21 protein-coding genes are annotated in these 21441 nt (G+C 52.0%); 15 read left to right on the top strand and 6 right to left on the bottom strand.

Annotated features, from left to right (window positions below; all coding sequences use genetic code 11):
• Positions 1-68: 68 nt before the first annotated feature.
• The 3 genes from glk to dcd are packed head-to-tail and all read right to left on the bottom strand — an operon-like array spanning position 69 to position 4885.
• Positions 69-1052, bottom strand: a complete 984-nt coding sequence (gene glk, locus ACH5Y9_RS18400) for a glucokinase (RefSeq protein ID WP_205452988.1) — start codon at positions 1050-1052, stop codon at positions 69-71.
• Positions 1053-1060: 8 nt separating this feature from the next.
• Positions 1061-4318 carry a glycoside hydrolase family 15 protein gene (locus ACH5Y9_RS18395; RefSeq protein ID WP_445367112.1) on the bottom strand — a complete coding sequence of 1086 codons (3258 nt, stop codon included), beginning with the start codon at positions 4316-4318 and terminating at the stop codon, positions 1061-1063.
• Positions 4319-4885 carry a dCTP deaminase gene (gene dcd, locus ACH5Y9_RS18390; protein WP_205452990.1) on the bottom strand — a complete coding sequence of 189 codons (567 nt, stop codon included), beginning with the start codon at positions 4883-4885 and terminating at the stop codon, positions 4319-4321. It abuts the gene before it with no gap.
• A 299-nt stretch (positions 4886-5184) separates the two neighbouring features.
• On the opposite strand from dcd, the gene ACH5Y9_RS18385 reads away from it, so the two are divergent.
• The 6 genes from ACH5Y9_RS18385 to ACH5Y9_RS18360 all read left to right on the top strand — a co-directional run bounded on the left by ACH5Y9_RS18385 (position 5185) and on the right by ACH5Y9_RS18360 (position 9309).
• Complete coding sequence (locus ACH5Y9_RS18385) at positions 5185-5781, top strand: TetR family transcriptional regulator C-terminal domain-containing protein (RefSeq protein ID WP_445367111.1); 597 nt, start codon at positions 5185-5187, stop codon at positions 5779-5781.
• A gap of 11 nt (positions 5782-5792) precedes the next feature.
• Positions 5793-6860, top strand: coding sequence for a hypothetical protein (locus tag ACH5Y9_RS18380; RefSeq protein ID WP_445367110.1), 1068 nt, complete (start codon positions 5793-5795; stop codon positions 6858-6860).
• Between the two features lie 141 nt (positions 6861-7001).
• A complete protein-coding gene (locus tag ACH5Y9_RS18375; RefSeq protein WP_445367109.1) occupies positions 7002-7274 on the top strand; it encodes a DUF4242 domain-containing protein in 273 nt (90 codons plus the stop codon).
• A gap of 159 nt (positions 7275-7433) precedes the next feature.
• Positions 7434-8744: a selenium-binding protein SBP56-related protein gene (locus ACH5Y9_RS18370; RefSeq protein WP_445367108.1), complete on the top strand. Its 1311-nt coding sequence runs from the start codon at positions 7434-7436 to the stop codon at positions 8742-8744.
• Between the two features lie 131 nt (positions 8745-8875).
• Complete coding sequence (locus tag ACH5Y9_RS18365; RefSeq protein WP_020484606.1) at positions 8876-9052, top strand: hypothetical protein; 177 nt, start codon at positions 8876-8878, stop codon at positions 9050-9052.
• Positions 9049-9309 (top strand): type II toxin-antitoxin system RelE family toxin, encoded by a 261-nt coding sequence (locus tag ACH5Y9_RS18360; RefSeq protein WP_445367107.1) that lies wholly within the window; start codon positions 9049-9051, stop codon positions 9307-9309. The genes ACH5Y9_RS18365 and ACH5Y9_RS18360 overlap by 4 nt, the downstream gene beginning before the upstream one ends.
• Here ACH5Y9_RS18360 and ACH5Y9_RS18355 read toward each other — a convergent pair.
• Positions 9259-9543, bottom strand: coding sequence for a hypothetical protein (locus ACH5Y9_RS18355; protein ID WP_445369929.1), 285 nt, complete (start codon positions 9541-9543; stop codon positions 9259-9261). The genes ACH5Y9_RS18360 and ACH5Y9_RS18355 overlap by 51 nt on opposite strands.
• Positions 9544-9810: 267 nt before the next feature.
• Between ACH5Y9_RS18355 and ACH5Y9_RS18350 the strand changes: the two genes are divergently transcribed.
• On the top strand, positions 9811-10788 hold the full coding sequence (locus ACH5Y9_RS18350; protein WP_445367106.1) for a hypothetical protein: 978 nt from the start codon (positions 9811-9813) through the stop codon (positions 10786-10788).
• Here the strand turns inward: ACH5Y9_RS18350 and ACH5Y9_RS18345 are convergent.
• Positions 10735-11157: a hypothetical protein gene (locus ACH5Y9_RS18345; RefSeq protein WP_445367105.1), complete on the bottom strand. Its 423-nt coding sequence runs from the start codon at positions 11155-11157 to the stop codon at positions 10735-10737. The genes ACH5Y9_RS18350 and ACH5Y9_RS18345 overlap by 54 nt on opposite strands.
• On the opposite strand from ACH5Y9_RS18345, the gene ACH5Y9_RS18340 reads away from it, so the two are divergent.
• From ACH5Y9_RS18340 to phoR, 3 genes are all read left to right on the top strand, one after another.
• Positions 11156-13159: a cytochrome c peroxidase gene (locus ACH5Y9_RS18340; protein WP_445367104.1), complete on the top strand. Its 2004-nt coding sequence runs from the start codon at positions 11156-11158 to the stop codon at positions 13157-13159. The genes ACH5Y9_RS18345 and ACH5Y9_RS18340 overlap by 2 nt on opposite strands.
• A gap of 92 nt (positions 13160-13251) precedes the next feature.
• Positions 13252-13944, top strand: coding sequence for a phosphate regulon transcriptional regulator PhoB (phoB, locus tag ACH5Y9_RS18335; RefSeq protein WP_171696657.1), 693 nt, complete (start codon positions 13252-13254; stop codon positions 13942-13944).
• A gap of 6 nt (positions 13945-13950) precedes the next feature.
• Positions 13951-15225, top strand: coding sequence for a phosphate regulon sensor histidine kinase PhoR (gene phoR, locus ACH5Y9_RS18330; protein WP_205453007.1), 1275 nt, complete (start codon positions 13951-13953; stop codon positions 15223-15225).
• An 18-nt stretch (positions 15226-15243) separates the two neighbouring features.
• On the opposite strand, the gene ACH5Y9_RS18325 is transcribed toward phoR, so the two are convergent.
• On the bottom strand, positions 15244-17385 hold the full coding sequence (locus ACH5Y9_RS18325) for an MASE1 domain-containing protein (protein WP_445367103.1): 2142 nt from the start codon (positions 17383-17385) through the stop codon (positions 15244-15246).
• 165 nt (positions 17386-17550) lie between these two features.
• Here ACH5Y9_RS18325 and ACH5Y9_RS18320 point away from each other — a divergent pair, with 165 nt between their 5' ends.
• From ACH5Y9_RS18320 to ACH5Y9_RS18300, 5 genes are all read left to right on the top strand, one after another.
• On the top strand, positions 17551-18063 hold the full coding sequence (locus tag ACH5Y9_RS18320; RefSeq protein WP_445367102.1) for a cytochrome ubiquinol oxidase subunit I: 513 nt from the start codon (positions 17551-17553) through the stop codon (positions 18061-18063).
• Positions 18005-18958 carry a cytochrome ubiquinol oxidase subunit I gene (locus ACH5Y9_RS18315; RefSeq protein ID WP_445367101.1) on the top strand — a complete coding sequence of 318 codons (954 nt, stop codon included), beginning with the start codon at positions 18005-18007 and terminating at the stop codon, positions 18956-18958. The genes ACH5Y9_RS18320 and ACH5Y9_RS18315 overlap by 59 nt, the downstream gene beginning before the upstream one ends.
• Positions 18948-20039: a cytochrome d ubiquinol oxidase subunit II gene (gene cydB / locus ACH5Y9_RS18310; protein WP_445367100.1), complete on the top strand. Its 1092-nt coding sequence runs from the start codon at positions 18948-18950 to the stop codon at positions 20037-20039. The genes ACH5Y9_RS18315 and cydB overlap by 11 nt, the downstream gene beginning before the upstream one ends.
• Before the next feature lie 112 nt (positions 20040-20151).
• On the top strand, positions 20152-20730 hold the full coding sequence (locus ACH5Y9_RS18305) for a DUF502 domain-containing protein (protein ID WP_445367099.1): 579 nt from the start codon (positions 20152-20154) through the stop codon (positions 20728-20730).
• Positions 20731-20815: 85 nt separating this feature from the next.
• Positions 20816-21307, top strand: a complete 492-nt coding sequence (locus ACH5Y9_RS18300) for a CinA family protein (protein WP_445367098.1) — start codon at positions 20816-20818, stop codon at positions 21305-21307.
• Positions 21308-21441 lie beyond the last annotated feature (134 nt).

Raw genomic sequence — 21441 nt, 5'->3', positions numbered from 1 at the left:
AGGTTGATTTATAAGCCTAGCCGATTCCGACGCTGCCGTACCTTTTTCTATAGCTCGATACGAAATGCTTATTGCGCGGCAAAGTAGTGCATTGCTCCCAGCAAAGGTGTGCGCGGATTCAAAGCCAGTTTGACCGATAGCTTGGCGAGCATGGGCTGAAACCGGCCTTTGGCGACAAAAGCCTGGATAAATTCCCCGGATTCCAGCACCGATCTGATTTTGGGGCCGATGCCGCCGCCGATGAATACGCCGCCGGTAGCGAAGGCTTTTAAGGCCAAGTTACCCGCTTCGGCGCCGTAAAGTTCCGCAAACAAGCGCACGGTTTCGCGGCACAAGGGATCTTCATCGTCCACGCCCAAGCGCGAAATCAGCGCATTGCGATCAACGCCGCTGGCATTGGCGGGTGCAGGCACCGCCGGGCAGGGCGGGGCGAAGCGGGCTTGGACCAGAAAGTCGTAGATATTACTGAAGCCGATACCGGACAATATCCGTTCGCAGCTGACATGCGCAGGATAACGGCCGCGCAGGAAAGTCAGCAGTTGATCTTGTTGCGGGTTTTGCGGGGCAAAATCGCAATGACCGCCCTCTGTGGCGATGGGGTGATACTGTTCGCCATCCCAATGCAGCATCGCTTCGCCCAAACCGGTGCCGGCGGCGATCACCGCAATATTGCCGGTTTGCGGCTCGGCGTTGGGATTTAGTTCGACGAAGTCCTGTTCCTGTAGGTGCAGCATGCCGATTGCCATGGCTTCCAAATCGTTCAGCAATTTCACCCGGTCGGTGCCCAGTCGAGCTTTGAGTTGTTCGCCATCCAATAGCCAGGGCAGGTTGGTGGTTTGGCAGCGTTGATTGACGACCGGGCCGGCGATGCCGAAACAAGCCGATGTCACCGTTGGGGTGTCGCTCAGAAATAGATCCAGAATTTCCTCAAAAGTCTGAAACTCGCCGCTGGCAAAAGTTTGTTCCTGCAAACAGCTCAGCGTGCCGTCGGCTTGTCTGTCGAGTAAGGCCAGAACCGTTTTGGTTCCGCCAATGTCGCCGGCTAGAATCATAGTCGTCCTCATGAGGTTGGGGTGGCGTTGTTGAGCAGGTGGATCAAGGCATCGAGTATCGCGTTGGCCAACGCATGCGGCGGCAACTGGTAAAAAGCCTGCCAAGCCAGCGATACGCATTCTTCGTAATGATCGCGGTAGTGCGGGTGCTGTTGCAGCCAACTTATTCTGACCGCATGGCCGATCAAAATATCCGTCACCAAGGTGTCGTCAATGTACAGGTCGGGATAATCGCGGACAATGGAGGCCAGCGCGCGCAGGGCTTCCACGCTCAATTGCCGATACACCGGCGCCTGAATTTTATTCAGAATATGGTTGATATGTAATCTAAAGCTTTGTTCGCCGGCGGTCATTTGCGCCAGCATGATTTCGCTGTCGATCCGGCGTTTGCTGTTGTATTTTTCGCCGACCATCAAACCCTTGCAGTGATGCAACAAGTCCCATACGCCAGCGAAGAAGGCTTCGTTTTCCCGGCCGACGCTGCCTTGCTGTTCGCGCCAGGCATACCAGTCGTCGGCGTCGCCACGGTCTTTCGGGTTCATCGACTCCGGAAAGCGCGCGGCGGTCAGATCGCGCTGCGGGCCTTCGCAATGCAAGGTTTCGACTTGCCCCAGCTGGTTTTCGCTGTTGTTGTAATCTTCCAGGGTTTCCTGCAATAGGTCCGCCACCTGATGTGGCGGCAGCGACAAAATATCGCTAAACGCCTGGTCCAGAGAGGTGCTGCTCAGGCGTTTTTGTCTGGCAATGATCAATTGCAGAATGTGGCCGACGCGAATGGTGTGCATGTCGGCGAACAATTCCGGCTTTAACTTGATCAGCATACCCAGGTAGATAATCAGTTCCTGCACGATGATCTGCTGGCTACTATCGTTAGGGTTAAAGGTGCGGATAGTGTCCAGGATTTGCCAGGAGTCGGTGGGGCGGCGCAAGGTGGCTTTGCCGCTGTAAGCGCGGCCTACCGTCAAGCCATGCTGGCGCACCAGAATCTCGGTGGCGGCTTGTTCCAGGTTGATGTCGTACTTGCCCAGTAAGCTGGCGCAACGCCGCACCACATACCAAGCATGGCGGTCGCCGGCTCGGGCATACACTTCTTCTAGCAAGTCGCGCACGTACCCTGGCTGGTTTTCGTCGTTGCGTAAGCCGGTGTCGTAATCAAGTCCGTGGCGTTGGCAGAGCAAGGTGAGGGCTTCCAACTGGGCATAGAGGTTGGGGTTATTGCGCAATTGTTCTACTAAGCGGCCATCGTCACCAATTTCCCACTCGGTCAGTACGAAGCTATCCAGTGCTTGCGGCGCTTGGTCGTCGTGGGCCAGCAAATTAGCGAAAGGCCGTTCGACCTCTTCCCAACTGGCTTCGGAAAAGCTGAAGTCGTGCAGGTAGCCGATTTTTTCGTGGCTGGCGGTTTTTACAAAATCGGTCAACAGCCCCAGTTTAACCGGTGTGCCTTGCACGTTGCCTTGGGCGAGTTGTTCGATAAAACCCAGCAAAACCTGCCGATCCTCGCTACCGAGCATGTTGTGCTTAATGTTGATGACCAGCAAGGGGTGGGCGGGATTGTCCCAATGGCGGATGATGTAGGCCAGTTCAGTACGCAGCCGTTGAATCAGCAACTGGTTGTCCATGGCAATATAAAAACCTTTTTGGTTCATAAATTGCGGTAAAAACAATAAAGGCTCGCCCGCCAGCACGTAAAGCTTGGAGGTGGCTAGCGTGCGTAATTGTCTTAGGGGGCGGCCGGTGAGTCCAATGCGGTCGTTGCGCCCTACTTGGGTGTAAGCAGCGGCGAGTTCGCTGGCATCTCGCACTTGGATCGGTGCGATTTCGGTTAAGGTTTGCGAGGGGATGCCGCGCCCGCGCAATTCTTCTTGTACCTGTTCGTCCTCGGCCAGTAGGGCAATCTGCAATGTGGAGTTCGGGTACAGACGGGTGGCCTTGTAACGGCCCAGCGGGTCAATGTCATCCAGGCCAATCAAACCGTCTTGCAACAGTCCGCCCAAAATATACAAGCTTTGCGCCCAAACCAGCGGGACATTTTCATTGGGAACCCGCGTTTGGCTGTGCGGATGGCGTCTTTCGGCGGCGATGGCGTTTTCCGGCACGATGTAAAGTTCCGGCAACAGCCATTGACCGTTCTGCTCCACCAGCAAGTCTTCCAGGCGGCGGCGATAATCACCAACCCCTTCAGTATCACCGGCAAACAGTTTATTCAGTAATAAGTAGCAGAAAAACAGCGGCCATTCGCATTCGATGTCCATGAATTGCTTCAATTCGTTCGGTTCGTAATGCAGGCGCTGATGATCTTCGAGAACGGTTTGATGGCCGTCCAGCAAGAAGCGTTTACAGCCGTAGCGGCCTTGCAGCTTGTCGACTATCAAGCCTTCTGTGCGTTCGCGTAGCGCTTTATTGTCTACCGCGAAGGCCGGAAAGCCGGTCACGCTCAGTACCGCTGAATCGACTTCCTTGGAGATGGATTCGCGCGGCAGCAGGGCTTCCAGTGTAATGCGGGTGCGGGCGATGTCGTCGCTGATGACGTGGATGATCGCAGTCTGGCCGCCGTCTTTGCCGAAAAGATTGCAGCCGGACATGGCTTCGAGCGCAGCCTTGGCCATGCCTATCGAGCTGGCATTCAATTCCGCCAGACCGTGATTCATTTTATTGCCGCGTTCCCAGATGCCATAGTCTGGCGTGCGATAAGCCCGGCTGACGTAATGCACCAGGTTTTGCACGAAATTGACTTCGTCGATGCTGAACACAATCCGCAAGCCCGAGGCGGTCATTTGCGCCAGCATCAGCAAGAATAAGGAGGTCGCGTCCAGTTGCAAATGGCCCCATTCGCTGTCGCCCACCACCACTTCGCCGCTGGTGGTTTTGTATTTGGCGTGCAGCGCATCCAGTGGGTCTTGGCTGTGCTTAAATTTTTCCACTTTCGCCGCTTGCCGCATCATTGCCGTCAACAGGCCACGCATCAGTTTGACGACGCTTTGTTCCAGTAAATAGGTGCGTTCCTGCTGGCCCTCTACTTTGCGGTAAGCCAGCCCCAGGCCCCAGGCCGCCAAAATGCTGTAGACATTGTCCCGCACCCAGGCGTCGGTGTAATTGCCGTGGGTGGTGACGGCGGTACTGGCCGGAAGCAGGCCACTTATCCAATCCTGGCGTTTCAGGATAATGTCTTGAACTTGCTGATAATACTGGTCGAGCGTCTCGGTTTGACTGGTCGGCATCATGTATTTAATGGATTGTGAGGTGGCGTTTAAAGAATCGGGCACTCAAGCCTTGGGCAAGGTTACTCCGGTTTGGCCTTGATACTTGCCGCCGCGATCCTTGTAGGAGGTTTCGCAGACTTCGTCGCCGCCGAAAAACAGCATTTGCGCGACGCCTTCATTGGCATAGATTTTTGCCGGCAGCGGGGTGGTGTTGGAAAACTCTAAAGTCACATGGCCTTCCCACTCTGGTTCTAGCGGGGTGACGTTGACGATAATGCCGCAGCGAGCGTAGGTCGATTTCCCTAAGCAGATGACGAGCACATCGCGCGGAATCCGGAAAAACTCCACGGTGCGCGCCAGCGCAAACGAATTGGGCGGAATAATGCAGACGTCGGATTTCACATCCACGAAGCTGCCTTCGTCAAAGTCTTTGGGATCGACGATGGTGGAATTGATGTTGGTGAAGATTTTAAACTCGTTGGAGCAGCGTACGTCGTAGCCGTAACTGGAGGTGCCGTAAGAAATGATCCTGCCTTGCGCGGATTCGCGGACTTGCCCGGCCTGAAACGGCTCTATCATGCCGTGTTGCTCGGACATGCGGCGAATCCATTTGTCTGATTTTATGCTCATGTTGCTGGTTGGGTAGGGAAAAATAACAGAAGCTTCAAAATAGCATATTAGGCGGGAAAAATCGCTAATTGCCTTGCCGAAAGGCGCTAATTTGTTGAGGTTTGGCGCTTGCTGTTTTGGGTTATGCGGTAAGAGGGCGTATCAGCTAGGTCAGGTTGCTGCGAATACAGTTACTTGGCAGGCTTAAATTGTTAGAGAGCGCCGTCTCCCACCTCGACTTGTAAGGATCGAATGGTTATTTTTATAAATTAGAAAAAACTTATTTACAAAATAAGACGACCGGTCGCATAATAAGGCCCATGACGAAGTTAGCACCCAAACAGCTGAAAAAAGACAAGCTCCTGGAGCAGGGCGTCAGCGTGCTGCTGGAAAAAGGCTATCACGCCACCGGCTTGAAAGAGATCCTGGATACCGTGCAAATTCCCAAGGGCTCGTTTTACGCCTATTTCGAAAGCAAGGAACGCTTCGCGGCGGAAGCAATTCATCACTACATCGAGCCGTTTATTGTGCGTTTATCCGGCCATTTGCAAGACCCGGAAACGGACGGCTTGGCGGCTTTGAAGGCTTACTACTTGGGATTGATAGCCGAGGTGGCGCAAACCGGTTTCAAGGGCGGTTGTCTGCTGGGGAATTTGATGGGCGAGATCGGCGATACCAGTCCCTTATGCCGCGATGCCTTGCTGGATGCGGTCGGTCGCTACAGTGCCTTGCAGCAAGCGGCGTTGGAACGCGGACAAAAGCAAGGCTCGGTAAGGCTGGATCGTTCGGCGAAGAGCATGGCGGATTTGATGTTGAACGGCTGGCAGGGTGCGCTGCTGCGGATGAAAGTTGAGCAATCCGTGGAGCCGTTACAGGCGGTTTGTCGGGATTTGTTGGATGATTATTTTCGGGCTTGATTGAGTTTTTCATGGAACAAGAACCAGATATTCATGCTATTCGCGATGAGGTTTTTCGAAAGATTGGTAGGAATGTTGTCAATTTCCAGAAAATTGAGCAGATGCTTAAGTATCTGATCGTTCGTGGGAATTTATCAGGATACAAAAGTGAGTTGAATCAGATTTTGGAATCTAGGCAGGCTTTGGCAAATAGAAAAACTCTTGGTACATTGGTTGGAGAGTTAGTCGAGAATGCTTTTAATAGGTCATCAGAATCTTCTGAACCTGACATAAAGCCAAAAGATCCCTATATCCATTTTCGGTTTTTTGTTGAAGCTGATGCAGAATTTTATGAAGAAAAAAGGCAAGAATTGAAGCGATTGGTAGAAGAGAGAAATGAGTTAATTCACCACTTGCTTCCCAAATTTAATCAGGATTCGCTTGAAAGTTGTTTGGAGATTAACGATTACCTAGATCACCAGCTAGAACAGCAGGTTAGTGAATTTAATTACCTTAAGTCTTTGTGCGAAACCTATTTTGAGTTTGCGGATTTTTTGAGTTCGGAGCAAGGTAGAAATGAGTTTAAGTTATCTATGCTTCAGGAAAGCTCAATTGTTAGATTACTACTTGATATATCTATTCAAAAGCCGAGGAAAGATGGTTGGACTTATTTGAGCTTAGCTGTTCAGCGAGTTCATCAAATATTGCCAGGAGAGATTACCAATCTAAAAGTGAGATGGGGGTACGAAAAACTCACAGATTTGATGATGGCATCCAATTATTTCGATGTGAAAGAGGAAACTCTTAATAATAGTCAGCGTAGATTTATTTACCGATCTAAACCCGACTTGGTTTATCTTGAGCAAGATAGAGTTTTGCAGTTCCTTTTAAATATTTCCGAACAGGCAGAAAATGCCGAAGGCTGGTTTTCGCTAGTTATTGCAGAGGAGCAAGTTAGAGAAGTCTTAGTTGAGGAGTTTGAGCGTGTTAAATTTGCGTGGAATTGCAATTCATTAAAAGACCTTATGATTGAGTGGGACTGTTTTGAATTTGAAGGAGGCGGCTTCAAGCCCAAAGTTCGGAGTCGCGGCATGTGCTGAACAGCGATAAGCGCATCAATCGCGAACGTTGCGTCTCCTGTTCTCGGCACATCCTAAATTAACCAAACAATCCGCTGCCCACCCGACAGCATTTTTTAACGCCGGCAATTTAGACGACCGGTCATTTATTAGGAGATTATCATGCCCAAATACATTATCGAGCGGGACATTCCCGGCGCCGGCCAGCTGACACAGGCCGAGTTGCAAGGCATTTCCCAAAAATCCTGCGGCGTGTTGCGCGACATGGGGCCGCGCATCCAATGGCTGCACAGCTACGTGACCGGCGATAAAGTCTATTGCATCTACATCGCCGACAGCGAACAAGCTATTCGTGAGCATGCGGAGCAAGGCGGGTTCCCGGCCAATCGCATCGAGCAAATTACCAGCATCATCGACCCGACCACGGGCGACTAAGCTGAGTTTATGGTTCCCACGCTCCGGCGTACCCGCCTGGCATAAATGGGAACCGAGCTAGGGACGCTCCTGCGTCCCGAACCGCAGGAGCGGTTCAACATGCATTCCCACGCTGGAGCGTGGGAACGATAACAACGACAATTAACGGGGATAACAATCATGACATTTAAACTAAGCACCTTTACCGCCGCGCTATTGCTAGGCACCGCCAGCCTGTCGGCCAGCGCCGACGAAACCTGCGCATCGCCGTATATGGCGAAAATCACCGGCCAGGAGGATTTCGTTTACATCTGGACCTTGGGCGCTGAAGGCGTCGGCGACGAGCAGGACAAGCTGGTCACCGTCGACGTCAATCCGAAATCCAAACAATACGGCAAAGTGATTGGCAGCCTGTCGGTGGGTGGCCGCAACGAAGCTCACCATTCCGACTTTACCGACGACCGTAAATTTCTGTGGGCCGGTGGTCTGGATACCAACAAAATCTTTATTTTCGATGTGGCAACCGACCCGGCCAAGCCGAAGTTGAGCAAAACCATCACTGATTTCGTTGCCAAAAGCGGCGGCGTGGTTGGCCCGCACAGCTTGTACGCCTTGCCAGGCCGGATGATCATCACCGGCTTGTCCAATAACAAAGACCACGGCGGCCGCACCGCGATTGTGGAATACAGCAACGCCGGCGATTACATTGCCACCTACTGGCTGCCGACCGACAGCAACCTGGAAGGCGCGATCAAATCCGGCAAATACGCCGACGGCTATAACTACGACGTGCGGGTATTGCCACGCAAAAACCTGATGCTGACCTCGTCGTTCACCGGTTGGTCGAACTACATGATGGACTTCGGCAAAATGCTGGCCGACCCGGAAGCGATGAAACGCTTCGGCAACACCGTGGTGCAATGGGATTTACACAGCCGCCAGCCGAAGAAAGTCTTCGATGTACCCGGCGCGCCGCTGGAAATTCGCTGCGCCTGGGCTGAGGACCACAATTACTGCTTCACCAGCACCGCGCTGACTTCAAAAATCTGGCTGATTCATCAAGACGACAAAGGCGAATGGCAAGCCAAGGATGTTGCCGACATCGGCGAACCGGCCAAAATCCCGCTGCCGGTGGACATCTCGATCTCCAGCGACGACAAAACTTTATGGGTCAACACCTTCATGGACGGCATGACCCGCCGCTTCGACATCAGTGATCCGTTCCACCCCAAACAAGTGTTCGAGCAAAAAATCGGCGCCCAAGTCAATATGGTGTCATCCAGCTGGGATGGCAAGCGCTTGTATTACACCTCGTCGCTGCTGGCTAATTGGGACAAGAAAGGCGCGGATAACGAGCAATTTTTCAAGGCTTATGGCTGGGATGGTAGCAAGTTGACCGAACAGTTCTCGATTGATTTCACCAAAGAGAAGTTGGGTAGGGCGCATCAAATGCGGTTTGGGGCGTATGCTTTGTATGGCAAAGCACCGTAAGTTAGTTGTAATGCATTTCAGTTGAATGCCGCGGCCTTTATGACGTTTTGTTTATAAAGGCCACGAGGTATGCAGTATTATCTAGCGATGCGAACTAGGAATGTAACGGTCGTGTGCCTTGGAGAATAGTCATGAATGCTCAACCTCAGTTTATTACCGATGCGAATGGCGAAAAAACGGCAGTCATTCTGCCAATAGCCGACTATCAAGAACTCATGGAAGACTTGGCTGATTTAGCCGCAATAGCTGAACGAAAAGACGAGCCCAGCATTCCATTTGAGACGGCGTTGTCAGAAATAGGTTTATGACGGCCTATGCCGTTGAGATCAAACGGAGCGCCCAAAAGGAGTTGTCGCAATTGCCTAAGGCGGTTGCCGAAAAGGTTGTGACGCAAATTAGAGCGCTTGCCGACGATCCGCGGCCTAATGGTTGCAAAAAGTTAGTAGGAACCGAACATAGTTATCGAATTCGAGTAAATGATTACCGAGTGGTTTATTCGGTTTTGGATAGCCGCTTAATCATCCAAGTCATAAAAATTGGGCATCGCAAGGATGTGTATCAATGATTTTGTTGGTGGAGAGTTTATAGGCAGTGCGGGGCGGGAATAGTTGGTGTCGCGGTCGCGACGGATGTTTTTAAGTCGGGTCTCGGCCCGACGGCCGAGATACTTTCTTTTGCTCCGCCAAAAGAAAGTATCCAAAGAAAAGGCGGCCCGGATGCCGCTTTGATCCTGCGCTCCGAAGCTTTTATCGAGGGTCGGCAGAAGGGGCTTCCCAGCCCCTCCGCCGACGTGCGGCATCCCTGCCGCACCCCTTCGGGCTATTCTCGATAAAAGCTCCGGTGCTCGGCGCGGCATACGGGAGAACCCCCCGCGCGAAATCCGCAGCCTATTATTTACGAAGTTTTGTAGGGTGCATTAGCGAAAGCGTAATGCACCGAATGATTCAAAGCCAACATACGGCGCAATACGGCTACGCCTATTGACGCCCTACATGCGCCTTACGGCCTTGCTTTGTTACAAAAAGGGATTCTAACTGCGAGAGGTCTTGGGTTGTCCGGTGTTTTAGTGTTTGTCGTGTTTTTAGGAGCCTATCAGTTGCATTTGCGCCAATTGCAAGAAGCTAATGACCAAGAAAAAACGCTGTTTCTAAGTGGAAAAATGGCGTTCATGACGCTCGATCCTTGCGGGGTTGAATTGAATTGGCCTGAACGGCAAATGATCCAGTCGAATGCAACACTTGGCGTATATACGGATGCCCAACTAACTAAGCCAGAAAAAGGCATACCTCATCTATATCTTCATATGCCTGACAATTACATTGAAATACAGGATGACCGCGAATGGATGGTATATGGACAGCATAAGGGTTATGGTATTCGTGTGCTTCGAGCAAAACAGAATAACTATCCAGTATTGGAAGCCAAATCAAATCACGATGGTGCGGTTATTCGATTGATTGATGAAAAAAAAGAAGTTTTGTTTGAGCAGCCGTTAAAAATTAAGTCTCTGGGAGGCCTTAGTTATTATTGCCCATTAGATAGTCAATATGAGAAGAGTTATCCACAGAGAAAATTGGCAGAAGGGGTTGATTCGGCGTTAAAAATAGTTTTAGGTTTTAACAGCTCACCAAAACAAATGGAGAAAAAATCGGTAATATCGGATGAGCTAGCGGAGGAACGCTGTGGGTTTCACTTGATTCGACTTAAAGATGGAAAGCTTCATGGTGTTATGGACGGACGTAATGTAATCATCGATTATTCATGGATTGAAGATTACACGGAGTTTTGCTCGGATCATTACGTCGCGCTGGCTCGAGTAACTGAGGCAGCAAAGAATGATTCTTCGTTAGGCGGTAGCGTGTTTTTATTTGATCGGAAGACACTGCGCCCAATTGTAAGGTTTACAAGTCAGCCCAGAAATGGCTCTGATAAATTTAGTTTTTTAAGCTCGAACAAACTTCAATCTGTGCGAATCAGCCAGTCTTCAATGTTAGTGCAAACAGAAATTGGTCAATTTTTCGCTGGAAATGCTGAGTTTTTTTAAGCTTTTAATTTGGTAGGTGGGGCTTAGGGTGTGCTCAACGTGAAACGCACAGTTCGCGATAGTTAATTTCGATATTTCGGGACGGCTTTCCTCCCGTATGCCGCGCCGAGCACCGGAGCTTTTGAGCGGATCAGCCCGGAGGGGCGCCGCATGGATGCGGCGAGTTGCCGAAGGGGCAGGAAGCCCCTTTCGGCAACCCCGTTCAAAAGCTTCGGAGCGCAGGGAATAAGCGGCATCCGGGTCGCCTTTTCTTTGGATACTTTCTTTTGGCGATGCAAAAGAAAGTATCTCGGCTGTCGGGCCGAGACCCGACATTAAATCAAGCCGTCGCGCCAGCGACACCAAACCCCAAGAGTAAACAGCAGCCATGAAGCTCCCTGATCGCCCCAGTCTACTTTGTCCGAAAGCCGACGCCGGAGCGTCCGCCGCGGCATTCCCACGCTGGAGCATGGGAACGATAGGATTCGGTATTCTCTGTTTACTGACAAACACAGCCGTTCTCGCCGAAGAACAAAATCAAAAACCCTTAGCCCCCGGCTACACCGCCCTACCTTTCGAACCCGCAAAACCTGGCACTTACACCCTACCCATCATCACCAAAGCTGCCGACGGGGAAATCCTAACCACCAACAACCAGCCCAAACACCTCCACGACTTAATGGGGGGCAAGCTGGTATTGCTGAGCTTCATTTACGCGGCCTGCAGCGACGTCAACGGCTGCCCGCTGGCAACTCAGGTGTTGCACAAAATCAGCCGGCAATTGCAAAAACAGCCGGAATTGGCCGACAAACTCAGATTAATAACGCTCAGCTTTAACCCGAAGCAGGACACCCCGGAAATGATGCGCCATTACGGCGAGGGATTTAAAACCGGCGATTTCGATTGGCAATTTCTGACCACTAAAGACGAGGCCAGCTTGCAACCCATTCTCGATGGCTACCAGCAAAATGTGCAAAAAGTCTACGACGACAAAGGCCAGTTTACCGGCACGTTTTCGCATTTGTTGCGGGTGTATTTGATCGATAAAGACAAGAACGTCCGCAATATTTATAGCGTGGATTTTCTGCATGCCGACACGCTGATCAACGATGTAAAGACCTTACTGGCTGATGCCAAGCCGCAAGTCGCCGCAGTGCAAGCAGTCAAGCCCGAAATGTTGTTCCAGCCCGGTGACAATAAGCAAAATTACCAGCAAGCCGATTACCAAACCCGCTCCCTGGCACTGGCACAGCGCCGGGGACAGCCGGCAAAGTTGATCGACTTTGCGCTAAAGCCGCCACTCGGCTTGCCGAAATTACCGGTGCCCAAAGACAACCCGCTCACGCCTGCCAAGATCGCGCTAGGTCGCAAGCTGTTCTTCGATCGGCGGCTGTCGCTGAACAATACCTTTTCCTGTGCCATCTGCCACATCCCGGAACAAGGCTTTAGTAATAACGAAATGACCACGGCGGTGGGTATTGAAGGGCGTAGTGTGCGGCGTAATAGTCCGTCTTTGTATAACGTCGGCTATGCGCAATTGCTGTTTCACGACGGCCGCGAAAACAGTCTGGAGCAACAAGCCTGGGGGCCGTTGTTGGCGCATAACGAGATGGCGAATCCGTCGATTGGTTATGTGGTGGATAAACTGAAAGCCAGCGCCGATTATCGCGGGCTGTTTGAAAAAGCCTTTAACAAAGGGCCGACCATGGAAACCATCGGTCAGGCCTTGGCTAGTTATCAGCGCACGTTAAATGCCGCCGATTCGCCATTCGACCGCTGGTATTTTGGGAAACAAAAAACGGCGATTAGCGAGGCGGCGCAACGGGGTTTTGCTTTGTTTACCGGTAAAGCCGCTTGCAGCAGTTGTCACGTGATTGGCGACAAGTCTGCCTTATTTACCGATCAAAAACGCCATAACACCGGTATTGGCTATGCCGAATCCATGCAAAAGTCGCCGGAAAAACAAAGAGTGCAAGTGGCGCCGGGCGTGTTTGTGGATGTGGATAGCGAGCATCTGAAAGGTGTAAATACCGAGAAACCCGGCGACTTGGGCTATTACGAGATCAGCCAAAATCCCGCCGACCGCTGGGCTTACAAAACCCCGTCGCTGCGCAACGTCGCGCTCAGCGCGCCTTATATGCATAACGGTTCCTTGCCTAGTCTGGCGGAGGTGGTGAAGTTTTATAATCAAGGCAGCGTAGCCAACGAAAATTTGTCGCCCTTGCTCAAGCCGCTGGGCTTGTCTGATCGGGAAATCGCCGATCTTGTAGCGTTTCTGGAAGCGCTGAGCGGCGGCAATATAAGTACTTTAGTGTCGGACGCCTTTGCCGCTCCGGTTGGCGATAGTGGCGTGACGGCGGGGCCGATGCCGGACCCTGGTAAGGGACGATAGCTCGGGGATTGGTCGGCTTTTTTTGTCACAAAACGGTAATATAGCGCTGCTAAATTAGCCTAATCCTTGGACCCTTTAGACTAAACATGCTTATGTCGAACTTGAAAATCCTGGTCGTGGAAGACGAAGAAGCGATCAGGGAGATGCTGGTCATGGTGCTGGAACAGGCCAATTTGACCGTGATCGCCGTTGGCAGCGCCGAGCAGGCCAGGGAGAGTTTGGCCGATAACATGGTGGATTTGATTATCCTGGACTGGATGCTGCCGGGCATCAGCGGCGTGGAATTGGCCAGACGCTTGAAAAACGAGCCGGGTTACAAGGAGTTGCCTATTATTTTGCTCACCGCGCGCGGCGAGGAAGAAGACAAAATTCGCGGTTTGGAAATTGGTGCCGACGATTATGTGACCAAGCCGTTTTCACCCAAAGAACTGATTGCCCGGATCAAGGCCGTGATGCGTCGTAGCGGCAAGTTGTCGGAATCCGGACAGCTCAGCGTCGGCGATCTCACTTTGGATGCCGAGCAACACAAATTGACTATCGCCGGCCGCAGTCTGGAAGTCAGTCCTACCGAGTTTAGATTGATGCAGTTTTTTATGACCAATCCCGACAAGGTCTACAGTCGAACCCATTTGCTGGATCAGGTCTGGGGGCGTAGCGTGTACATAGAGGAGCGTACCGTGGATGTGCATATTCGCCGCTTGCGCAAAATTCTGGCCGAATATGGCCGCGAGGAACTGATCCAGACCGTGCGCGGTTTTGGTTACCGTTTTTCGATGGCAAACTGATTATTCATGCAGCGTTGGCAGCGGGAAATAAATATTGCTATTGCTTTACTGATACCGGCTTTACTGCTGAGTTTTTTTGTCGGGCACCTCAGCTATTTCTTATGGGCAATCACCCTTTTTCTCTACATTAAGCAATCGATCAACGTGAGCCGCCTGGAACGTTGGTTAAGCCAGGGCGGCCGCGGAGAGCGCCCCGATTTTAAAGGGATCTGGGGCGACATCTACTACCACTTTTATAAAATTCGCAAAAGCCAAAAACGCCAGAAGAAGAAGTTGGGCAAAATGCTGGATGGGTTTCGCAAATCGACCAGCGCCTTGCCTGACGCCATTGTGGTACTAGGCAGCTACGGCGAAATCGAGTGGAGCAACAAGGTGGCCTATGACTATCTGGGCCTGAAGCGTTCCGATAACGGGCAGCGGATTCCTAACTTGGTCCGGCACCCGTTGTTTATTCAGTACCTGAAGGATCAGGATTACCACAACAAGGTTTGTATTCCCTCGCCGATCAACGAAAACATGATTTTGCAAATCGGTATCTTCCCTTACGGTGCCGGCTTACGTTTGTTGATGGCGCAGGATGTCACCCATCTAAAGAATATCGAACGGATGCGTACCGACTTTGTGGCCAATGTCTCGCACGAATTACGCACGCCGATTACCGTGTTGCGTGGTTATCTGGAGACCTTGCAGGAACTTGACGACGGTAGCAGTCCTTACACCCGCTCATTCCAAAACATGGCGGCACAGACCGAGCGCATGCAAGCCTTGATCGATGATTTACTGCTACTGGCGCGCCTGGAGAGTAAAACCAAGAAATTCGAATGCGTGAATATTCCTGATTTGCTCGTGCAGGTTTGCCAGGAAAGCGATTTGTTGGAAAAGGATGAGCGCCGGGTCGAGCTCGTGTTGGATAGCCGAGCCAATGTGCGTGGCGATATGGAGGAGTTGCGTAGCGCTTTCAGCAATCTGTTGGTTAATGCCATGAAATATTCGCAGCCTAGCTCGCCGGTTAAAGTGAGTTGGCGGGGCAAGCCCGACGGCAGTGTTTATTTTGAAGTGGAAGATTTTGGCGACGGGATCTCCAGTGTGGATATTCCCCGGATTACCGAACGCTTTTACCGCGCGGAAGTGAAACGCAATCAAAAAATCCCCGGCACGGGTTTGGGGTTGGCGATCGTCAAGCATGTGTTGGTCAGGCACGATGCTAAGCTGGACATTGAAAGCCAATTGGGCAGAGGCAGTAAATTCCGCTGCGTGTTTCCGCGGCAGCGCCTGTGTTGAGGCTTGGCTGAATCGCGGTTAAAACGCGGTCGGCGGATTGGCGAAACGGTAAGTTTGTGAAGCGGCTTTTTTGGCGGCATTCATAGCGGCTTGTTTCAGCGCTTCGGTATTGTCGGCATGGTCAGGGCAGATGGCGATACCGATACGGCAATTGAGTTGGGCTGTGTCGTGTTCCAGCGTAAACGGTTCGGCGAGTTTTTCGATAATTAATTGAGCGATGCGCTCCGTGCTGTCGGTTTTTTCCAGCTCGGCAAGGATGGCCGCAAATTCCGCACCATCCATTCGCGCCACCAAATCGGTTTCCCGCACATTCGCTAGCACGCGCTGCGCGGCTTCCTGCAAAATGCTGTCGCCTTGCGCATAACCAAAGCGCTCGTTAATGTCTTTGAAGTGCTCGATGTCCACCACCAGCAATGCCAAAAACCAGCCGCCGCGCTGCGCTTTTTTAATGTCTTGCTCCAGTCTGTCGTAAAACAGGCGGCGATTGCCAACACCCGTGAGCGGATCTAAATTAACCTGTTTCCACAGTTGTTCTTCACCGAGCTTACGCTGGGTGATGTCGAAAAACAGGCCAATACGCTTTAGCGGTAGTCCATTGCGGTCGAAAATGGTGTTGATGTTGAGCTGCTCGACATAGAGTTCGCCGTTTTTACGTCGATTCCAGATTTCGCCCTGCCATTTCCCTTTGCTATTGATGATTTGCCACATGGCTTGAAAAAAACTATCGTCATGCCGGCCGGAGCCCAGAATCCGGGCGTTCTTGCCGATTATTTCTTCGGCGGAGTAACCGGTAATGCGACTGAATGCCGGGTTAATCGAGACGATGGTGGCATCCGCTTCGGTGATCATCATCGCTTCGCTGCAATTTTGGTAAAACAACATGCCCAATTGCCGATCTTCTTCAGCCAATTTGTATGCCGTGATGTCTTGCAGAATACCGGTCATGCGCGGGCTATTGCCGATTTGGTGGCAACCGGAGCCGCGAATCCAGCGGATTGCGCCGTCGATGCGGCGAATTCGGCATTCGAAATTCCAATTGCTGTGTTGGGTGCAGGCAGTTTGGAAACCGGCATTGACCATATCACGATGTTCCGGTGTGACATGGCCGAGAAATGTATGATAGGTCCAATGCGGCAGCAGTTGGCTGTAGCCGAAAATTTGATCGTGTATGGCCGTGCGTTGCACCGAATAATCTTGCAAATCCAGATCCCAGGCGCCGGTATCGATGGTTTCCAATGCAAAACTCAAGCGGGCCTCACTTTGTTGCAAGGCCTGGTTGATTTGTTGTTGATGGAATAAAGTCAGGGCTAGCGGTATACCCACGCTGGCCAGGATGAACAGGTAAAACCAGATGTTTAGCAGGCCGCTTTGCAGGTGTGTGGTGGCGAATGCGCCCAACTGATGTTGCAATCCCCACAGGGATTGAATGGCGGTCATGGTCACCAAAAGCAGCACGCCGTGACGGCCGAATCTGACAGCCGCCCAAACCACAAACAGGAAGGCCCAATAAGTTTCGCCGTAAGCGTTCAGCAGGTTGGGAAACCAGCTTAAAAACACCGCCTGGCCGCTCAAAAAACTCGTTGCTATGAAGGCCAGCGTTTCCAGTAAGCGTTTGGGGGCGAACCAGTCTTTCGGCCAGTGTCGCCAGATCAGAATTAAAGGCGTGACCAAGGCGATTCCCAATACATCGGCCATCCACCAGTGCCGCATACTGGGTAGCAGGGCTTCGGCAGGCAGATACTTGCTTAAAAACAAGGTCATGGGGCCGATCAGTGCGCTGAAACAGGCGGCGATGATGCCTGTCAAAGTCAGCCAGGCAAAATCCCGCGGGTGCCGTAGCGATAGCGAAAAGCCTGGGTTGCCGAGCAGTAGCCAGGCGCCAAGCCAGGATTCCAGGATATTGCCGGTAGCGATGCAGGCGGAGATTAACCAGGAGTCGCCGACCAGCATGCCGGCCAGAAACGCGCCGATGAATACGCCCGGCCAATAGCGCTTGCCGCCCAACAGAAAAGTGGCCATCCCCAGGCCGGCTGGAAACCAAACCAGCGTGACATTGCCGTTGTCGGAAAAAAAAGCCAATACCAGTTTGGCCAGCATGGCGTAAAGCAGGGCTATAGCGACTATTTTCAGTCCAACGATGTGGCGCGGAGTAAAGCCCATGTGGTTTTGGAATGTGTGCTTGTAAGTTGAAAAGTGTATATCAGTCGTCTGTATTCTCCAGTTTTTCACGCGGGTTTTAATGCGAATCGGTCGAGAAAAATCGCAGACAAACAAGCGGATAACTCTATAATTGCCCGCATTTTTGAGCTTGACCGAGGAGTGGGGATGATTTCCGAAACGGTTGTTGAGTTATCGCGGGCGCAGTTTGCGCTGCATGCGGTGCAATATTTTCTATTCGTACCTTTGACGCTGGGTTTATCGCTCTTGTTGGCGGCTATGGAGTCCTGGTTTGTACTCAGCGGGCAGGGCGTTTACCAACGTATCACCCAGTTCTGGGGCAAGTCGTTTGCGATTGGTTTTGGCTTGAATATGGCTTCTTCTTTGGTGATGGCGAGTCAATTCGGCACTCATTGGTCGTATTTTGCGCATTATGTCGGCGATGTGTTTGCCTTGCCTTTATTGTTGGGGTTTGCCGGTTTGTTTATAGCTGCCAACGGCCTAGGCTGGTTTTTATTTGGCTGGCAGCGCCTGGGTAAAGGCACACATTTGGCGGTAACTTGGCTAATCGCGATTGGCTGTCACTTGAGTTTTTTCGGCTTTCTGATCGCCAGCGGTCTGGATGCAAAATCCCGTGGGTGCGGAATTGAACACCCAAACGCTGCGCCTGGAGTTGCTTGATGTGTCGTTGGTGCTGAGCAATCCGCTGGCTTGGGCGAAATTTGTGCATAGTTTGCTGGCCGGTTATGTGGTGGCGGCTGGTTTTGTGTTGGCTATCAGTGCTTACTATTTACTGAAGCAGCGCGAAACCGAATTGGCGCAATGTTCTTACCGGATGGCGGCCGCTTTGGGTTTGGCGAGTGTGATCGCTACGATGGCGATAGGCGATGCCAGTGTTTATGGCGCCGGCGCGATGCAGCATAACAAATTGGCGGCCATTAACGGTCTGCCCAATGATGCGACTTTGGCACAAAATCGCCAGCGCATAGGCAATGGCATAAAAGCTTACACAATGTTGCAAGAATTGCGCGACGACAAAAAAGAGCCGGAACTGTTGGCGGCATTTGCTGCCGCCAAAGTGGATTTGGGTTATGGCTTATTGCTGAAGCGTTGGCGGGAAAGTGTGACAGATGCCAGTCCGGCGCAGATAGAACAAGCCTCCAGCGTCAGTGTGCCGGCTGGCGGGCGTTTGTATTGGGGATATAGGCTGATGATTACCGCTGGCATCTTGCTGGCGCTGCTGTTTGCAGCGGCAAACGCGGTCAATATCGTCGGTTGGCGGCATGCCTGGTTATTCAAGGCCAGTGTTTACGCTTTACCGTTGCCGTGGTTGGCAAGCGCCAGCGGCTGGTTTATCTCGGAGTTCGGCCGGCAGCCTTGGCTGGTGGCCGATATGCTGCCCATCTGGCACGGGGTATCCACATTGGCTGTCGCCGATCTGGCAGTCAGTCTGGCGGCTTACGGTTTGACCTATGCCGGCCTGCTGGCGTTGGCCGTCATGTTAACTTTAAAGTTTATCGGGCAGGGCAGCGCTACCGCGTTGCCGATTAACCAGGAGCCGAGTTATGTTGCTTGATTATGAAATGCTGCGCTTGATCTGTTGGGGCGTGTTGGGCTTGTTCGTGATCGGTTTTGTGCTGAGCAGCGGTATCGAGATCGGCGTCAGCCTGTTGTTGCCCTTTTTGCATGCCTCCGAGGCGCAGCGCGCCGAGCTGGTCGCCAGGTTGGCACCAACCAGCGCCGGGAATCAAGTCTGGCTATTGGTAACGATCAGTGTATTGTTTGTCGGTTGGCCGACAGTGTATGCGGCGACGTTTGCCAGCTTTCAACCTTTGCTATTGTTGATGGTGTTATCGCTATTCGTGCGGCCTTTGGGCTGGTATTTCAGAGCTAGCGTGACGCGCGAGGATAGTCTGAAAAAATGGGATAAGGCCTTGTTTATCAGTGGCTTGTTGCCGGCGGCGCTGTTGGGGGTGATGGCCGGCAATCTGTTGAAAGGCGTGCCGTTTCATTTAGCCAGTGATATGCACATTGCTTTTCTGGGCAGCTTTTCCGGGCTATTCAGTCCGTTTGCGTCCTTGGTCGGCGCTACCTGTGTAGCCTTATTGGCAGTGCATGGCGCGATTTACCTGCAAACGCATAGCCAAGACGAGCTATACCAGCGCAGTAAGGCGCTGGTCATGTCCAGCGGTCTGGCGTTTTTGGTGTTGTTTGCGTTGGCCGGCGGTTGGATTACTCATTTGGAGGGTTATCATGTCAGCACCGAGATTATGCCGAATGGGGTTTCCAACCCATTGACCAAATTTGTGAAACGCGGCGACGGTTTGTGGCTGGACAATTACGAGCACGAACCGGCCTTATGGGCCTTGCCTGCTTTGGCCTTTGTCTGCGGGATAGCCGCGTTGGTGCTGTCCCGTCTGGATAAGGCATATTGGGCGCTGCTGGCTAGTGCCGTGATGGTGGTGATGGTGATTTTAACCATGGGAGTGTCCTTGTTTCCGTTCTTGGCGCCATCCAATATCTCTTTAAATAGTTCTTTAACTATTTGGGATGCCAGCGCCAGTCTGACGACCTTAAGCGCGTTGCTGTGCCTGACCGGGGTCATGCTGCCGTTGATGGCAATTGCCACGCGCGCACTATATAAAATGTTACCTTGAGTGCGGCTAGGGGTGTTTCGGAGGCAATGCATGCATCGAGACTTCCTTAACCGGCGTAACTCTGCTAAAACCTAGTTTCCTAACAACTATAACTAATAAAGGTAGGCGCATCATGAAGAAAATCCTTAACCACACCCTGATCGGCATTCTGGCGTTTATACCGGTTATGGTGATTGTACAAATCGTGTTGTTCGTGAAAGACCGACTTACCGATTTGTTTCAATTCGTTTACGGTTATTCCGATAATTATCTGGTGACATTTCTGTTGTTTGCCGCCAGTTTCGCGACCATTACCTATGTGGGGAGTCGGGTTAGCCTGGGCCGGTTTTCCATCATCGCGATGTTCGAGCACCTGATCGAGCGCATCCCGCTGTTAAGCACGATTTACCGGGTGACCAAGAAACTGGTGAACATGATTGCCGGCCATCAATTGCAGAGACCGCGCGAAGTGGTGTACATCGAATATCCAAAAGAAGGTATTTGGGTGCCTGCCTACGTTACCAACAAGACCGACGACCGTTATGTGTTGTTTGTGCCGACATCGCCCAATCCTACTTCAGGGTTTGCGGTGATTGTGCACGAATCGAAAGTGGTTAAATCGGACATGAGCATCGAGCAAGTGACCAGCTTTATCATCAGTGTCGGCGCCGATTTCGAAAAAGTCTCGGAAATCGCCAAATTGCCTAAGTAAGTTCTCCCGTCTGTTGCAGCGATGACCTTTTCGCTGCAACGAAATCCCTTTTCGGCTTGATGCCGTATCAGCTAACCGGACTGCTATGCACGATCCAAGCTATTTACTCGCCGAAGCGCTCGGCAATCGACTAAACACCCTGAGTCTCCGTTTGGCCTTGGCGGAATCCTGCACCGGCGGCGGCATTGCCAAGGCAATTACCGATGTGCCGGGCAGTTCCGGATGGTTTGATCGGGGTTTCGTTACTTATAGTAACGATGCCAAGATCGATATGCTGGGTGTCAAACCGGAGACTTTGGCGAGAGTAGGGGCGGTTAGTGAGGAGACTGCTTTGGAAATGGTGGCGGGCACTTTGACCAATAGCCTGGCCGATCTGGCTTTGGCCGTCACCGGTATTGCCGGGCCGGATGGCGGCACGCCGGTAAAGCCGGTCGGAACCGTATTTATCGCCTGGCAAAAGCGCGGCGCTAATGGCGCTTGTTTGCAGAAACAATTCAGCGGCGACCGGCAGTCGATACGTCAGCAGGCAACGCTGTTTTGCTTGCAACAACTTTTACACATGCTGGAAAACGCCTAATCCCGGCGATTTTTATTTCTTCGGCAGCGTCTGATCCAGGTATTTTCAAGAGCTGTTCTGTAAATAGCCTGGGTTCAATCCGGAGTCGGAATAAGGCTTGATCGGCCAAAAAGCTTTTAACTCCGGCTCACAAG

The sequence above is a fragment of the Methylomonas sp. BW4-1 genome, assembly GCF_052474385.1.
This window is presented reverse-complemented; position numbering and strand designations above follow the sequence as displayed.

Coding starts and splice junctions, on each gene's coding strand:
- glk (WP_205452988.1), bottom strand. CDS start 1,052: ATGATTCTAGCCGGCGACATTGGCGGAACCAAAACGGTTCTGGCCTTA.
- dcd (WP_205452990.1), bottom strand. CDS start 4,885: ATGAGCATAAAATCAGACAAATGGATTCGCCGCATGTCCGAGCAACAC.
- ACH5Y9_RS18385 (WP_445367111.1), top strand. CDS start 5,185: ATGACGAAGTTAGCACCCAAACAGCTGAAAAAAGACAAGCTCCTGGAG.
- ACH5Y9_RS18380 (WP_445367110.1), top strand. CDS start 5,793: ATGGAACAAGAACCAGATATTCATGCTATTCGCGATGAGGTTTTTCGA.
- ACH5Y9_RS18375 (WP_445367109.1), top strand. CDS start 7,002: ATGCCCAAATACATTATCGAGCGGGACATTCCCGGCGCCGGCCAGCTG.
- ACH5Y9_RS18370 (WP_445367108.1), top strand. CDS start 7,434: ATGACATTTAAACTAAGCACCTTTACCGCCGCGCTATTGCTAGGCACC.
- ACH5Y9_RS18365 (WP_020484606.1), top strand. CDS start 8,876: ATGAATGCTCAACCTCAGTTTATTACCGATGCGAATGGCGAAAAAACG.
- ACH5Y9_RS18360 (WP_445367107.1), top strand. CDS start 9,049: ATGACGGCCTATGCCGTTGAGATCAAACGGAGCGCCCAAAAGGAGTTG.
- ACH5Y9_RS18355 (WP_445369929.1), bottom strand. CDS start 9,543: ATGCCGCACGTCGGCGGAGGGGCTGGGAAGCCCCTTCTGCCGACCCTC.
- ACH5Y9_RS18340 (WP_445367104.1), top strand. CDS start 11,156: ATGAAGCTCCCTGATCGCCCCAGTCTACTTTGTCCGAAAGCCGACGCC.
- ACH5Y9_RS18345 (WP_445367105.1), bottom strand. CDS start 11,157: ATGGCTGCTGTTTACTCTTGGGGTTTGGTGTCGCTGGCGCGACGGCTT.
- phoB (WP_171696657.1), top strand. CDS start 13,252: ATGTCGAACTTGAAAATCCTGGTCGTGGAAGACGAAGAAGCGATCAGG.
- phoR (WP_205453007.1), top strand. CDS start 13,951: ATGCAGCGTTGGCAGCGGGAAATAAATATTGCTATTGCTTTACTGATA.
- ACH5Y9_RS18325 (WP_445367103.1), bottom strand. CDS start 17,385: ATGGGCTTTACTCCGCGCCACATCGTTGGACTGAAAATAGTCGCTATA.
- ACH5Y9_RS18320 (WP_445367102.1), top strand. CDS start 17,551: ATGATTTCCGAAACGGTTGTTGAGTTATCGCGGGCGCAGTTTGCGCTG.
- ACH5Y9_RS18315 (WP_445367101.1), top strand. CDS start 18,005: ATGCAAAATCCCGTGGGTGCGGAATTGAACACCCAAACGCTGCGCCTG.
- cydB (WP_445367100.1), top strand. CDS start 18,948: ATGTTGCTTGATTATGAAATGCTGCGCTTGATCTGTTGGGGCGTGTTG.
- ACH5Y9_RS18305 (WP_445367099.1), top strand. CDS start 20,152: ATGAAGAAAATCCTTAACCACACCCTGATCGGCATTCTGGCGTTTATA.
- ACH5Y9_RS18300 (WP_445367098.1), top strand. CDS start 20,816: ATGCACGATCCAAGCTATTTACTCGCCGAAGCGCTCGGCAATCGACTA.